12 protein-coding genes are annotated in these 13,452 nt (G+C 67.8%); 1 reads left to right on the top strand and 11 read right to left on the bottom strand.

The genetic code is table 11. The features are described from left to right. Positions 1 to 56 precede the first annotated feature (56 nt). From MRBLMU1_RS30545 to MRBLMU1_RS30535, 3 genes are all read right to left on the bottom strand, one after another. Positions 57 to 1,055, bottom strand: coding sequence for a DUF6976 family protein (locus MRBLMU1_RS30545; protein WP_363509981.1), 999 nt, complete (start codon positions 1,053 to 1,055; stop codon positions 57 to 59). Positions 1,056 to 1,064: 9 nt separating this feature from the next. Continuing rightward, on the bottom strand, positions 1,065 to 1,286 hold the full coding sequence (locus MRBLMU1_RS30540; RefSeq protein ID WP_363509979.1) for a hypothetical protein: 222 nt from the start codon (positions 1,284 to 1,286) through the stop codon (positions 1,065 to 1,067). A 260-nt stretch (positions 1,287 to 1,546) separates the two neighbouring features. After that, positions 1,547 to 3,184, bottom strand: coding sequence for an amidohydrolase (locus MRBLMU1_RS30535; protein WP_414646138.1), 1,638 nt, complete (start codon positions 3,182 to 3,184; stop codon positions 1,547 to 1,549). A 189-nt stretch (positions 3,185 to 3,373) separates the two neighbouring features. Between MRBLMU1_RS30535 and msbA the strand changes: the two genes are divergently transcribed. Then, positions 3,374 to 5,212 carry a lipid A export permease/ATP-binding protein MsbA gene (gene msbA / locus MRBLMU1_RS30530; protein ID WP_363509975.1) on the top strand — a complete coding sequence of 613 codons (1,839 nt, stop codon included), beginning with the start codon at positions 3,374 to 3,376 and terminating at the stop codon, positions 5,210 to 5,212. Here the strand turns inward: msbA and MRBLMU1_RS30525 are convergent. From MRBLMU1_RS30525 to ada, 8 genes are all read right to left on the bottom strand, one after another. Further along, positions 5,209 to 7,122 (bottom strand): hybrid sensor histidine kinase/response regulator, encoded by a 1,914-nt coding sequence (locus MRBLMU1_RS30525; RefSeq protein ID WP_363509973.1) that lies wholly within the window; start codon positions 7,120 to 7,122, stop codon positions 5,209 to 5,211. The genes msbA and MRBLMU1_RS30525 overlap by 4 nt on opposite strands. Before the next feature lie 11 nt (positions 7,123 to 7,133). Next, positions 7,134 to 8,507 (bottom strand): sensor histidine kinase, encoded by a 1,374-nt coding sequence (locus MRBLMU1_RS30520; protein WP_363509971.1) that lies wholly within the window; start codon positions 8,505 to 8,507, stop codon positions 7,134 to 7,136. Beyond that, the gene (locus MRBLMU1_RS30515; RefSeq protein ID WP_363509969.1) at positions 8,507 to 9,538 is read right to left on the bottom strand and encodes an ATP-binding SpoIIE family protein phosphatase; all 1,032 of its coding nucleotides are present in this window, start codon (positions 9,536 to 9,538) and stop codon (positions 8,507 to 8,509) included. The genes MRBLMU1_RS30520 and MRBLMU1_RS30515 overlap by 1 nt, the downstream gene beginning before the upstream one ends. Next, positions 9,526 to 9,993: an anti-sigma regulatory factor gene (locus MRBLMU1_RS30510; protein WP_363509967.1), complete on the bottom strand. Its 468-nt coding sequence runs from the start codon at positions 9,991 to 9,993 to the stop codon at positions 9,526 to 9,528. The genes MRBLMU1_RS30515 and MRBLMU1_RS30510 overlap by 13 nt, the downstream gene beginning before the upstream one ends. Then, complete coding sequence (locus MRBLMU1_RS30505; protein ID WP_363509965.1) at positions 9,990 to 10,346, bottom strand: STAS domain-containing protein; 357 nt, start codon at positions 10,344 to 10,346, stop codon at positions 9,990 to 9,992. Before MRBLMU1_RS30505 ends, MRBLMU1_RS30510 begins: the two co-directional genes overlap by 4 nt. 7 nt (positions 10,347 to 10,353) lie before the next feature. Further along, positions 10,354 to 11,214: an STAS domain-containing protein gene (locus MRBLMU1_RS30500; protein WP_363509963.1), complete on the bottom strand. Its 861-nt coding sequence runs from the start codon at positions 11,212 to 11,214 to the stop codon at positions 10,354 to 10,356. Between the two features lie 160 nt (positions 11,215 to 11,374). Next, positions 11,375 to 12,274 (bottom strand): 2OG-Fe(II) oxygenase, encoded by a 900-nt coding sequence (locus MRBLMU1_RS30495; protein WP_363509961.1) that lies wholly within the window; start codon positions 12,272 to 12,274, stop codon positions 11,375 to 11,377. Next, positions 12,267 to 13,358, bottom strand: coding sequence for a bifunctional DNA-binding transcriptional regulator/O6-methylguanine-DNA methyltransferase Ada (gene ada, locus MRBLMU1_RS30490; RefSeq protein ID WP_363509959.1), 1,092 nt, complete (start codon positions 13,356 to 13,358; stop codon positions 12,267 to 12,269). Before ada ends, MRBLMU1_RS30495 begins: the two co-directional genes overlap by 8 nt. Positions 13,359 to 13,452: the final 94 nt, after the last annotated feature.

Here is a 13,452-nt window from a genome sequence, read left to right as displayed (position 1 = left end):
ATAAGTTGTCTATACAACTAAGTCAACCTTTTTTACGCCTCCCCGCCGTCCGCTGCTCAGGCGTGGGTTTGCACGTCCAGGTACACGAGCGTCTGGTTCAACAACTGATAGGCCACTTCGCCGAACGTGACCGGGCCGCTCAGGTCACCTGTCTTGCGGCCCCGCAACTCGCCGTACAGATAGTTGAGGATGCAGTTGCAACTGAACTCCACGTCGCCGTGCCGGCCGTCGGCCAGCGCCTCGAAACCGTGCACATAGTCGCCCACGGGCGCCGCCTGACGATACTCGATTCCGGCGAACACCGGCGCATAGAAATGAACGGTGCGGCCGTCCTGGTCGACGTTCTGGAACGAGGTGTTGATCTGCGCGCCGTTGTAGTCGGCGACCAGCGGCAACTTCAGGTCGAGCTTCCGCGCCGCCATGTAGTCGGCCAGCACGGTTTCTTCGCCGTTGACGTAGCAGGTCGACGCGCTAAACCCGGTGGTGGCGAAGGTGATGACGTCGGCGTCCGGATTTTGCTTAAACAGGTTCAAGATATGCACCACCGCCATCTGCTCGTCCGGCAAGCTCACGTGCAAGGCCACCGCCTCGGCGTCGCGCAACGTGCCGTCGGCGCCATTGACCACCTTGGCGGTGGCGCTGTCGAGGTCGGACAGATGGACGCCGGCGATCCAGCCGACGATCGGCTTCATGAACATGTCGTCGTAGTCGCGGCCATGGTTGGCGTATTCGGTGTGCACGGCGCTCCTGGCCGGGATGATGACGACCGTGTAGCCGTTGGCCGGGGCGTCGGTGGCGATGTTTTTGATGGTGTCGAGCGTGTAGGTCTTGAGCGTGGTGGTGGTGGCGGCCGCGCGCGTCAGCTCGGTGGCGAAGAGCTTGTCGCGCGTCTCGATGCCGCCATCGTCGGCGATGAAATACGGGATGGTGCCGGCGATCCAGCTGCCCTTGGGCAGCCGCGCCAGCAGCGCTTCGTCACCGGCCAGGGCCAATACTTTTCCCGCGTCGATCAATGCCGTCGCTTCCTCGACGGTCAGCAGAGTAGATGTTTTCATGGCTTCCTTTTATTTCGAAATGATGGCAATTTCTTTTGCCAGAACGCGCTCGTATTTGACGAAGAACCCATGGAGTTCCGCGACCGTCTTTTCCAGTTCGCCTGGATCCTGCGCGCTTGAAAACCGCGTCACCGCGCGTTTGAGAAACATCTGCAAACCAAAATTGTCCGTCTTCAATTCAAGCTTGCCGGTGACAATGTCTTTCCACTTTCTATTGCTTTTATCGAGCATGTCGCTCCCCCCCTGAAATATAGATGCTGACGATGGCGAGATCGTCAGTCCGGGCGGCCCGATGACTTCGTCCTCATCTTGATGCCGCATGGAAATAGTAAAAAATGGGGAGTGAAAAACATTTGATCCAGATCAAAATGGACCTGAAGCGTGCGAGTTGGCTGCACGACGCGCAACACTCGTTGCGAAAGAGGAATAATTGAATTTCCGGCCAGTGTGGCGGTTCCAGCGGCGGCCGGGCGTGCCGGCCGCGCCGGTTATCACTTCTTGTACACCCGCTTGCCGCCCATCCAGGTCTGCAGCACCACGGTCTTGCCAATCTGCTCGGGCGCCACCTTGAAGATATCGCGGTCGATCAGGATGAAATCGGCCCATTTGCCCGGCTCCAGCGAACCGATGACGTTCTCCTGGTTGGCCGCGTAGGCCGCGTCCAGCGTGAAGCAGCGGAACGCCTCGTTCATCGTCATCGCCTGGTTCTTGTACCAGCCGCCGGCCGGCACGCCGGCGTTGTTCTGCCGCGTGACGGCGGCGTGCAAGCCTTCGAACGGATTGGGCGACTCCACCGGGAAGTCCGATCCGCAGGCGATCTTCGAACCCTGGTCCAAAAAGGTGCGCCAGGCGTAGGCGCCCTTGATGCGCTCCGGGCCGACGCGGTGTTCGGCCATGTTCTGGTCGGACGTCGCGTGCGTCGGCTGCATCGACGGGATCACCCCCAGTTTCTTGAAACGCGGGATGTCGTCCAATGCCACCACCTGCGCGTGTTCGATGCGGTGGCGCAGCTGCGCGTTGTTATATTTGGGGATCAGCTGCGCGTAGGCGTCGAGGATCTGGCGGTTGCCGGCGTCGCCGATGGCGTGGATATTGACCTGATAGCCGGCCTTCATCGCCTTGTTCATCTTCGCAAGCATCTCGTCGTTCGGGTGGAACAGCAGGCCCTTGGTCGACGGCATATCGCTGTAGGGCGACATCAAGGCCGCGCCACGGCTGCCCAGCGCGCCGTCCGCGTACAGCTTGACCGCCGCCAGCGCGTAGACGTCGTTGGCATAGGACTTGAGCGGGCCTTCCTTGGCCAGTTCGTCGAAGTCGGCGCCGGTGTCGCCGATCATCGCGTACACCCGCGCGGTCAGCTTGCCGTGGTCGGCGTAGTCGCGATACAGATCGTCCTGCGCCACCTTGATGCCGGCGTCGTGCACGCTCGTCAGCCCCACCCTGGCCAGCGCCGCCAGCGCGTTGTCCAAGGTGCCGCGCGCTTGCGCCGGCGTCGGCAGCGGCACCACCTTGTTCACCAGCTCCATGGCGCTGTCGACCAGCACCCCGGTCGGTTTGCCGTTGGCGTCGCGCTCGATCTTGCCGCCGGCCGGATCGGGCGTGTCCTTGCCGATGCCGGCCATCTCCAGCGCCTTGGTGTTGACCCAGCTGGCGTGGGCGTCGACCCGGTGCAGCAGCACCGGCCGGTCGTTGACCACGGCGTCGAGCTCGGCGGCGGTCGGGAAGCGGCCCAGCTTCCACACCTCCTGGTTCCAGCCGTAGCCGACGATCCAGGCGTTCTTCGGATGGTTCCGGCTGAATTCGGCCACCGCGCGCACCGCGCCACCCAGGCTCGTCGCGCCGAACAGGTCGACGCCGGAGGCGATCTCGCCCAGCTCGAACACGTGGCCGTGGGCGTCGATCAGCCCGGGCAGCAGGGTTTTGCCCTGGGCGTCGATGTGCTGCGCGTCCGGCAGCCTGGCCGCCGTGTCCTTCTCGCCGCCCACCACGATCACCCGCCCCAGATCGTCGAACCCCAGCGACGTGAAGCGCTGCAGGGTGCCCGCCGCCGTCAGCGTGTAGCCGTTGGCGTGGTCGATGATGGTGTCGGCGTGGGCCGGCGCCAGCAGGGTGGACAGGGCAAAAGTCATGGCCGCTGCCAGCGGGGAACGTTGCAAAGGGGCGGTACGCATCAAATCTCTCCATTCGGAAGCAAGATCAGAGTGTAACCAAGTTTGCGCCGGGGTCAATCGAACTCGCGCCGGGTGTCGGGGTTTTACACGCTGGCGCCCGGGCGGGAGGGGTACAATGGCGGATTCGCCGCTCTCAGAACGCCACACGTGTCCAGCCGCCTACTCTATATCCGCCTGCTCAACCAGTTCCGTCCCTACGCCGGGATCGTCGCCGTCACCCTGTTCGCGGTCGGTGTGGCGGCGGCCACCGACGTGCTGCTGATCAACCAGTTGAAGAACGTGATCGACGCGCTGGCGCCGGCCCACAACGCGGCCGGCGCCCCCGCCACCGGCATCCTCGCCTGGGTGCGGGAATTGCTCGCCCCCCTGCTGCCGAGCGACCCGGCGCGCGTGGCGCTGTGGACCATCCCGGCGGTGATCCTCGGCCTGGCGGTGATGCGCATGGTCTCCAGCTTCGTCGGCGAATACGGCGCCGCGTGGCTCAGCAGCCGCGTGCAGGCCAACCTGCGCGAGCAGATGTTCGCCCGCATCATGCGCCTGCCGAACGGCTACTTCGACCAGTCCTCGACCGGCACCACGCTCTCGCGCGTGGCCTTCGACGCCGCCCAGGTGTCGCAGGCCGTGCTCAACGTCGTCAACGTCGCCGTGCGCGATTCGGTGGCCACCATCGGCTACCTGATCACGCTGTTCGTCGTCGACTGGCAGCTGGCGGTGTTCTGCCTCGGCCTGCTGCCGCTGGTGGCGGCCATCGTCACCTTCACCGGGCGCCGCATGCGCCACCTGAGCAAAAGCGCGCAGGCGGCCATGGGCGACCTGACCAATGTGCTCGACGAGAGCATCAGCGGCCAGCGCGTGGTGAAGATCTTCGGCGGCCAGGAATACGAGCAGACCCGCTTCGACAGCGTGGTCAAGACCAACCGCCAGCTGGCCGTCAAGCACGCGGCGACGTCGGCGCTCAACTCGGGCATCATCATGCTGCTGATCGGAATCACGCTGTCGTCGTTGATCTACTTCGCGCTGATCCGCAACCAGGCCGGCGCGCTGTCGCCGGGCGACTTCGTCGCCTTCATGTCGGCGCTGATGGCGATGCAGTCGCCGATCAAGAACCTGACCAAGATTAACGAACCGATGCAGCGCGGCCTGGCCGCCGCCGAATCGGTGTTTGGCCTGATCGACACCGAGACCGAGGCCGACACCGGCACCAAAACGCTGGAGCGCGCCGAAGGCCGACTGCAATTGGAGAACGTCAGCTTCCACTATCGCGGCGCCGACGGCAAGCCGCTGTCGCCGGACGCGCGCCCCGCGCTGGACCGAGTCTCGCTCGATATCGCCGCCGGAGAGACGGTGGCGCTCGTCGGCAGCTCCGGCAGCGGCAAGACCACGCTGGCCGGCCTGCTGCCACGCTTCTACGACGTCAGTTCGGGTGGCATCAAGCTCGATGGCGTCGACCTGCGCGAATACACGCTGGCGTCGCTGCGCAGTCAGATCGCGCTGGTGAGCCAGGACGTGGTGCTGTTCAACGATACGCTGGCGGCCAACATCGCCTATGGCGACCCGGCACCGTCGATGGAGCGCATCGAGGCGGCGGCGCGCGCGGCGCACGCGCACGAATTCATCGAGCGCCAGCCGGGCGGCTACCTGGCGCCGGTGGGTGAAAATGGTTTGCGTCTGTCCGGCGGCCAGCGCCAGCGCCTGGCCATCGCCCGCGCCCTGTACAAGAACGCGCCGATCCTGATCCTCGACGAGGCCACCAGCGCGCTCGACACCGAATCGGAGCGGCTGGTGCAGTCGGCGCTGGAAGTGCTGATGAAGGGCCGCACCACGGTGGTCATCGCGCACCGCCTGTCGACCATCGAGAACGCCGACCGCATCGTGGTGCTCGACGGCGGCCGCATCGCCGAAGCGGGCAGCCACGCGGCGCTGCTGGCGCAAAACGGTATTTACTCGCGCTTATATCAGACGCAAAAAAGCGTCCAAATCGCTTAAAGCAGGCGCAGCGTCTGCTGCAGCTCGTCGAGCGCGGCCGGTTTGACCAGGTGGAAATCGAAGCCGGCGGCGGCGGTCTTCTCCCGGTCCTGCGCCGAGCCGAAGCCGGTGTGCGCGATCAGCCGGATGCGCGACAGCGCCGAATCGGCGCGCAGCATGCGCGCCAGCGCGTAGCCGTCGACGTTCGGCATGCCGATATCGAGGATCATCGCGTGCGGCGCGAAGTCGCGCGCGCTCGCCAGCGCGGTCGCGGCGTCGTGCGCCAGCCGCACCTCGTAGCCCAGAACCTGCAGCAGGTCGCTCAGCACCTCGCCCGAATCGATGTTGTCGTCGACCACCAGCAGCCGGTTCAGGCCCCTGGCCGCCGCCGGCACCGGCGCACCGGCGGCGCCGGCGAAAGGTGCCTCGGCCTGCGCCGTGCCGGGCGCGACCAGCACCGGCAGCTCGATGACGAAGCTACTGCCCTGGTCGGCGCCCGCGCTTTCGGCGTACACCGTCCCGCCATGCATCTGCACCATTTTCGACACCAGCGACAGGCCGATGCCCAGGCCGTCGTGCGCGCGGTCGTGCGCCGACGCGCCCTGCGCGAACATGTCGAAGATGCGCGGCAGGTTTTCGGTCGAGATGCCGATGCCATTGTCGCGCACGGCGATGCGCACGCGGTCCGGCGCCGGCAACGCCACCTCCAGCCGGATCTCGCCGCCGACGACGGTGAACTTGGCCGCGTTGTGCAGCAGGTTGCCGACCGCCTGCGCCAGCCGCACCGGGTCGCCGTGCAGGCGGATCGGCTGCGGCGGCACCGCCACCGTCAAGGTGTGACCGCGCGATTCCATCAGCGGCCGGGCCGTCTCCAGCGCCGGTTCGAGCACCGATTGCAACTCCAGGTCCTCCAGCTTCAACGCCAGCTTGCCCTCGGAGATGCGGGCCACGTCGAGCAAATCGTCCACCAGCCGCGCCAGATGGCCCACCTGGCGCATGATCACCTGGCGCGCCTTGCGGTGCACCTCCACCTGGCTGGCGTCGGCCACGCCCATCAGCGCGACCGCGTTGCGGATCGGGCTCAATGGGTTGCGCAGCTCGTGCGCCAGGGTCGCCAGGAAGTCGTTCTTGTTGTCGTCGGCCGCCCGCAGCAGGCCTTCCATGGTTTTACGCTGCGTGATGTCGCTGCTGATGCGGGCGATCCGGTACGGCGTGTGGCCGGCGTCGCGCACCTGGAAGGCGCGGTCGCGTACCCAGCGCAGGGTGCCGTCTGCCAGCAGCAGCCGGTACTCCTCGTCGTAATGCTCGCCGTGCTGCGCGCCCTCCCAGCGGGCGGCGACGGCGATGCGGTCGTCGGCATGGATGGCGTTGAGCCAGTCGCCGGTGTTTTGCTGCAGCTGCGCCGCCGCCCGTCCCCAGAAGGAATCGTAGGCGTTGTTCACGTACAGCACGGCACGGCTTTGCAGGTCGAACATCCAGAACACGTCCTCGATGTTCTCGGTCAGCTGGCGGAAGCGCTCCTCGCTGTTGCGCAGCTCCGTCTGCGTGCGCTGAAGGCGCAGCAGCGCATTGACGTTGGCCACCAGCTCGTCGGCCTCGATCGGCGCGGCCAGGTAGTTGTCGGCGCCGCCCTCCAGGCCGCGGATCTTGTCGTCGCGCCCCGTCAGCGCGGCCGACGTTTGCAGCACCAGCACGCCGGCCGTCAGCGGATCGTTCTTGATGCGGCGACACACCTCGATGCCGTTGATGTCGGGCAGCTTAACGTCCAGCAGCACCAGCGCCGGCAGCATCTGGCGCGTCAGCGCCAGGCCGTCGGTGCCGTTGGCCGCCTCCACCACCCGGAAGCCGGCGCCGTGCAGGATGCGCGTCTTGACGTAGCGCGCGCCGTCGTTGTCGTCGACATTCAGGATCAATATGCTGTCATTGTTCATGGAGTTGTCCTTCATGGCGCGTCGTCGATGGCGCCCTCGGGCCGGCGCGGCAGGTGCAGCGAAAAGGTCGAACCGGCGCCGATCACGCTGGCCACGTCCACCGAGCCGCCCAGCAGCTGCGCCAGCTGGCGGCACAGCGGCAGCCCCAGGCCGGTGCCCTTGGCGCCGGCCTGCAGCGGATGGGCGATCTGGCTGAATTCCTCGAAAATCAGTTGCAGGTTGTCGGCCTCGATGCCGATGCCGGTGTCGCTGACGGTGAACGTGACCTGGTCGCCGCCATGGTCGTGCAGCGCCACCTCCACCTGGCCGGCCTGGGTGAACTTGAGCGCGTTGGAGATGAAGTTGCGCAGGATCTGCGCCACCTTGGGCTCGTCCGACAGCAGCGGGCGTGGCGCGGCGGGCGCGACGAACACCAGTTCCACGTCGGGATTGCGCGTCAGCGGCCGCAGCATGCCCTTGAGGGTGCTGAACAGATTGTCGATGTCGATCGGCGCGATCACCAGTTCGACCTTGCCCGCCTCGATCTTGGCCAGGTCCAGCAGGTCGTTGACCAGCTCCGACAGGTCGAAGGCGGCGCTGGCGATGAAGCCGACCTGGCGCTCCTGCTCGGGGGTCAGGTCGCCGTCCATGCGGTCGAGCAGCAGCTTGGCCAGCGCCCGGATCGAACTCAGTGGCGTGCGCAGTTCGTGGCTGGTGTTGGACAGGAAGCGCGACTTCATCTCGTCGGCCTTGCGCAGGCGCTCGGCCTTTTCCTCGATCTCGGCGTACAGCGCCACCACGCCGCGGTTGGTGTCCTCCAGCTCGCGCGTGAGCGACAGCAGGTCGTCCTGGCGTTCGCGCAGCTCGGCCAGGGCGGCCCCCAGCTCGCGGTTTTGCTGCTGCATCTCCGAATACGTGTTCTGCACCGGGCTGGCCGCCAGCTCGGCGCCGATGCGCGCCAGGCCGGCGGCGTCGATGCGCTGGCCGGCCGGCAGATCCTTGCGCATGACCACCGTCAGGCCGCCGCCGTCCGCGTGTTCGACCTCGCAGTCGTCCATCAGCCGCCGGGCGGTGAGGACGGCGTTGTCGAACTGCGCGGCCGCCGATTCGGGCTCCAGGCCCGCCGCCGTCGACACTGGCGGCGGCGCCGACGCCGGCCGGGCCTCGGCGCGGATCGACACCGTCAGTCGCGCGACCGGACCGCGCTGGTCGAGCGCGAACTGCCCGCGCCCGCCGGACAGCCGGCCGTAGGCGCAGCGCGCCACCTCGGAGACCGCCGTCGCCACCCGCACCTGGTCCTGCACGCCGAAGCCGAGCAGGCCGGAGATCTGGCGCGCGCGCTGGCGCACCAGCACCACGTCAGGCTCGCTGTCGATGCCGACTTGCAGGATGCGGGTAAGCGACATCAGCGTTCTCCCGGACAGCGTTGCACCAGCACGCAGGCGTCGTCGCGCACGCGCGCGTGGTCGCGCAGCAGCACCGCCGCCACGATGGCCGGGTCGCACGCGGCCAGGCCCGGATACTGCGCCAGGTCCCACTGGGTGGCGATGCCGTCGCTGGCCAGGATCACCAGCGCGCCGGGCGGACATGGCAGCACGAACTCCTGCACCTTGCGGATGTTGTGGCCGACGATGCCGTTGTGCGACATCATCTGGCGGCGCTCGTCGCCGTCGATAATGCAGGCGCCGATGTTGCCGACGCCGGCGAACGACAGCTCGCGCGCCTCCAGGTCCAGCAGCGCGACCGCCTGCGCCGCGCCGCGGGTGGGCCGCAGCGCCGCGTGGCACACTTCGATCTGCTGGGCCGGACGCATGCCCGGCTGCAGCGCCACCGTATCGACGGCGGCGCGGCCGGCCTTGGCCGCCTCCGGTCCGTGTCCGAGGCCGTCGACCACCATCAGCGCGATGGCGTGGCGCTGGCGCGCCACCAGCCAGGCGTCGCCGCTGTCGGCCTCGCCGGCCAGCGGCAGGCACACCGCGCCCGACAAGGACGGCGACGCCGGCGAACCGCCGCCCGTGCGCGGCCACAGCCGCATGCAGAACACCGCGCCCTTGCCCGGAAGGGCGTAGACGTCGAATTCGTCGGCCAGGCGGCGCATCGCCCCCAGGCCGGTGCCGGCGGTGCCGGCGCTGGAGACGCCGTCGCGCAGCGCCTGGCCCAGGTTGGCGATGCCGGGCCCCTTGTCGAGCGCCAGCACCTCGATGCCGGCGGTCTCGCCGCTAAACACCGGCAACAGCGCGATGCGCCCCTCGCCGGCGTGCTTCAGGATGTTGGTGGCGGCCTCGCTGATGACGATGGCCACCTGGCCGCTGCGCACGTCGTCGAAGCCGGCGTCCTGCGCCAGGCGCTGGCCGCAACGGCGGGCGGTGGCGATGTCACTCGGATGAACAATCGAAATCCACTGCTGACCGTCGAACGAACTGGCTATTTTTTCCATTTGACGACCGCGACCGCGGTGCCCTCTCCGCTACGTGAATCGATGTCGAACTCGTCAACAAGCCTTTTGGCGCCGCCCAGGCCGAGGCCCAGGCCGCCGCCGCTGGTGTAACCGTCGCGCAGCGCCTGCGTGACGTCGGCGATGCCGGGACCGTCGTCGGCGAACACCAGCCGCAGACCCTGGCGCACGCCGTCCGTCAATTGCTGCGCGACAACCATGCCGCCGCCGCCATATTTAATGGTGTTGCGCGCCAGCTCGCTGGCCGCCGTCACCAGCTTGGTCTGCTCGACCAGGCTCAGTTTGAGCGCCAGCGCCTGCTCGCGCACCACCCGGCGCACGGCCACGACATGCTCGTCGGTACGCAGCGGCAAGGTCTGGCTGGTGCGCACCAGCCGGTCCGCTTCCAGCAACGGCGAGGCGAAGCGGACCGGGTCCGCTAACGGCGCACCGTTCATTGATAACTCTTGCCGAGCAGCGACATGCCTTTTTCGACATTGAGCGCGGTTTTCACGCCTGGCAAGGTCAAGCCCAGCTCGACCAGGGTGATGGCGACGGCCGGCTGCATGCCCACCAGCACCGTCTGGGCGTCGAGCACGCGCGCCATCGCCGCCGTGTTGCTGATCATGCGGCCGATGAAGGAGTCGACCAGGTCGAGCGCCGAGATATCGATCAGCACGCCCTTGGCCTGGTCCTTGACGATGCGCTCGGTCAGGTCGTCCTGCAACGTCATCGCCAGGCGGTCATGCATGTCGACCTGGATCGTCACCAGCAGCAGGTCGCCGATGCGCAGAATAGGTATGCGTTCCATCGGCGGCTCAGGCTTTGCGGCTGATGGTCGAGCCGACCCGCGCCAGCGCCACGATGAAGGCGTCGGCCAGGGTCGCCTTGGTCACCACGTCGTCCAGGTTCACGCCCAGGTGGACGATGGTCTGGGCGATCTGCGGGCGGATGCCGCTGATGATGCAGTCGGCGCCCATCAGGCGGGCGGCGGCGATGGTCTTCATCAGATGCTGGGCCACCAGGGTGTCGACGGTCGGCACGCCGGTGATGTCGATGATGGCGATGGCGGCGCCGGTTTCGACGATCTTCTCGAGCAGGCTCTCCATCACCACCTGGGTGCGGGCGCTGTCGAGGGTGCCGATCAGCGGCAGCGCCAGGATGTCGGTCCACAGCTTTACGACCGGCGTCGACAGCTCCAGCAGCTCCTGCTGCTGGCGCACGATGATCTGGTCGCGGCTCTTCTGGAACACCTCGATGGTGAACAGGCCAAGCTTGTCGAGCAGGGTGCTGACGTTCCACAGCGCCTCGGCCAGCAGTTCCGGCTCGGCCGCCAGCGACTGGCGCAGGCTGCCGAACAGCGACTGCTTGAGCGAGAACACGAAGGTCGCCGTCTCGCTCGGCGTCGAGCCCTGCTTGGCGCGCTGGCCCGAGATCTCGGTCAACTGGTCGCGCACCTCGTCCCAGGCGCGGCCCTCGATGCTGTCGAAGCCGCCGCCCAGGGTGGCCTCCGGCAGCAATGCCAGCAACTGCCGGCAGTGCCGCCGCAATTGCTCCTGCGAAGCACTGTCGCTGCGGAAGGCCATGCTTTCCAAATTGGTGATCCAGTCGGCGCCGATGTCGGCCTGGTGCTGTTGTATCAGGGCGCTGATACGGCGCGCGTTATCGTTGGTGGTCATCAAATCCCCGGAGTGGTTTCCTGCAAATTAAGTAGTAGCAACTAATAGTAACAAGCATTGCGCCTTTTCGATGTTCAATTGACCACGCGCGCGCAGCCGCGCGGGCAGCATAACAGGTGGACGGGCGGTGTGGAGGGAAAATCGAAGGAATCTTCGAATATCAGGTGGCGTCGTGGAAAATGATACCCAAGGTATGGCGCAGCGGCCCGGCATTGGCGCCGGCGGCGGCAGCGGCCACCGCGCGCACCCGGCTGACGCCGTGCCGCATGGCGACCCGGTAGACCCCGCGCGCGCCCTGCACCGGCCGGTGGTTGACGGGGAAAATCACCATGTCGCCGCGGCGCAACGGCACCACCTCCACCCGCGACTGCATGCGCGGGCGCTGCTCGGTCAGCACGAACTCGCCGCCGCCGAAATCTTTTCCCGGCTCGCTCAGCAAAATGGCCGCCTGCAGCGGGAACACGTGTTCGCCGTACAGGTCCTGGTGCAGGCAGTTGTAGTCCCCCGCCCCGTATTGCAGCAGCAGCGGCGTCGGGCGGTTCTGGCCGGCGGCGTGGCAGCGCGCCAGGAAGGCGGCGTGGTCGGCCGGGAAGCGGGTGTCGATGTCCATCGCCTCGTGCCAGCGATTGGCGATGGCGGCCAACGGGCCGTACAGCGCCTGCCGCAGCGCCGAGATCATCGACGGCAGCGGGTAGCGGAAGTACTGGTACTCGCCGCTGCCGAAGCCGTGGCGCGCCATCACCACGCGGCTGCGGAACAGCTGCGCTTGGGCGTACTGCGCCGCCATGGCGGCGCTTTCGTCGGCGCCCAGCATGCCGGGGACGATCGCGTGGCCGTGCGCGTTGAGTTCATCGGCGATGGCTTGCCAGTCCAGCCCCGCCACGTGCACGGCGATGCCGGCCGCCGCCCCCACCGCCCGGCGCGCGTTGGCCAGCGCCAGCGCATCGTCCGCGGGGACGGCGGCGGCGCCGGCCGGCGCCACGCTGACCGGCGGCGTCTTGCGCGGCTGGCGCGCCGGCGCGCCGGCGCTGAAATCGAACTCCCCGTTGTCGCTACTCATGACCCGGCCGCTCCCTGTCCAACAACGCCGCCTTGCGGTCCACGCCCCAGCGGTAGCCGGAGATCGAGCCATCGTTGCGCACCACCCGGTGGCAGGGAATCGCCACCGCCAGCGCGTTGGCGGCGCAGGCGCCGGCCACCGCGCGCGCGCCCTTGGGCGAGCCCACCAGCTCCGCCAGCTCGGCGTAGCTGACCGTGCGGCCGGCCGGTATCCCGCGCAGCACCTGCCACACCCGCTGCTGGAACGCCGTCCCGCGCACGTCCAGCGGCAGATCGAGGCCGATGTCGGGCCGTTCGACCATGCCCACCACGCGCGAGACCACCTGTTCATACTCCGCCTCGGCGCCGATCAGCTCCGCCCTGGGAAAGCGGTCCTGCAGGTCGCGCACCAGGAAGTCGGGATCGTCGTCGATCAGGATCGCGCAAATGCCCCGCGCGGTGCTGGCCACCAGGATCGCGCCCAGCGAACAGGCGCCGATGGCGAAGCGGATCACCGTGCCGGCGCCGCCGGCGCGGAAGGCGGTCGGCGTCATGCCCAGCACCGCCGGCGAGCTGGCGTAAAAGCGGCCGCTGGAATTGAAGCCGGCGTCGTAGATCGCCTCGGTGACCGACGCCTGCCGCGTCAACCCGTCCTGCACCCGCCGCGCGCGCCGCGCCTGGGCGTACGCTTTCGGGGTGATCCCGGTCACCGCCTTGAACAGCCGGTGGAAATGGAAGCGGCTGACGCCGACGGCGGCGGCCAGGCTGTCGAGGTCGGGCGCCTCGTCGGCGGCGTCGATCAGGCGGCAAGCCTCCGCCACCAGCGCGGCCCGGCGCTCGGCCAGCGGCGGCTGCTCGGGCTTGCAGCGCAGGCAGGGCCGGAAACCGGCTTGCAGCGCCTCCTCGCGGCTGTCGTGGAAGGCCACGTTCTTGCGCAGCGCCGGCCGCGCGCCGCACGACGGCCGGCAGTACACGCCGGTGCTGCGCACCGAATACCAGAATACGCCGTCGGCGCCGGCGTCGCGCCGCCGCACCGCCTCCCAGCGCGACTGCTCGTCGGCGTAGGGGACGCCCGTTTTGGCCGTTTTGTCGATTACCTTGTCCATCGCGGACTCCATCGTTGAATTGGAATGATGCCATCCTATCGGGCGGCGCGTGGCGGCACACTCCAGGTCTTGCTTTTGAATTGCTTTTGAATTG

Origin of the sequence: Burkholderia sp. LMU1-1-1.1, assembly GCF_040675865.1 — a bacterium.
Taxonomy (GTDB): Bacteria; Pseudomonadota; Gammaproteobacteria; order Burkholderiales; family Burkholderiaceae_D; genus Rugamonas.
Note: the sequence above shows the minus strand (reverse complement) of the source record. Positions and strands in the feature narration are given on the sequence as shown.

What these genes read in the sequence shown, in the direction of transcription:
- MRBLMU1_RS30545 (WP_363509981.1), bottom strand. Translation starts at nt 1,055, where the DNA reads ATGAAAACATCTACTCTGCTGACCGTCGAGGAAGCGACGGCATTGATC.
- MRBLMU1_RS30540 (WP_363509979.1), bottom strand. Translation starts at nt 1,286, where the DNA reads ATGCTCGATAAAAGCAATAGAAAGTGGAAAGACATTGTCACCGGCAAG.
- MRBLMU1_RS30535 (WP_414646138.1), bottom strand. Translation starts at nt 3,184, where the DNA reads ATGACTTTTGCCCTGTCCACCCTGCTGGCGCCGGCCCACGCCGACACC.
- MRBLMU1_RS30525 (WP_363509973.1), bottom strand. Translation starts at nt 7,122, where the DNA reads ATGAACAATGACAGCATATTGATCCTGAATGTCGACGACAACGACGGC.
- MRBLMU1_RS30520 (WP_363509971.1), bottom strand. Translation starts at nt 8,507, where the DNA reads ATGTCGCTTACCCGCATCCTGCAAGTCGGCATCGACAGCGAGCCTGAC.
- MRBLMU1_RS30515 (WP_363509969.1), bottom strand. Translation starts at nt 9,538, where the DNA reads ATGGAAAAAATAGCCAGTTCGTTCGACGGTCAGCAGTGGATTTCGATT.
- MRBLMU1_RS30510 (WP_363509967.1), bottom strand. Translation starts at nt 9,993, where the DNA reads ATGAACGGTGCGCCGTTAGCGGACCCGGTCCGCTTCGCCTCGCCGTTG.
- MRBLMU1_RS30505 (WP_363509965.1), bottom strand. Translation starts at nt 10,346, where the DNA reads ATGGAACGCATACCTATTCTGCGCATCGGCGACCTGCTGCTGGTGACG.
- MRBLMU1_RS30500 (WP_363509963.1), bottom strand. Translation starts at nt 11,214, where the DNA reads ATGACCACCAACGATAACGCGCGCCGTATCAGCGCCCTGATACAACAG.
- MRBLMU1_RS30495 (WP_363509961.1), bottom strand. Translation starts at nt 12,274, where the DNA reads ATGAGTAGCGACAACGGGGAGTTCGATTTCAGCGCCGGCGCGCCGGCG.
- ada (WP_363509959.1), bottom strand. Translation starts at nt 13,358, where the DNA reads ATGGACAAGGTAATCGACAAAACGGCCAAAACGGGCGTCCCCTACGCC.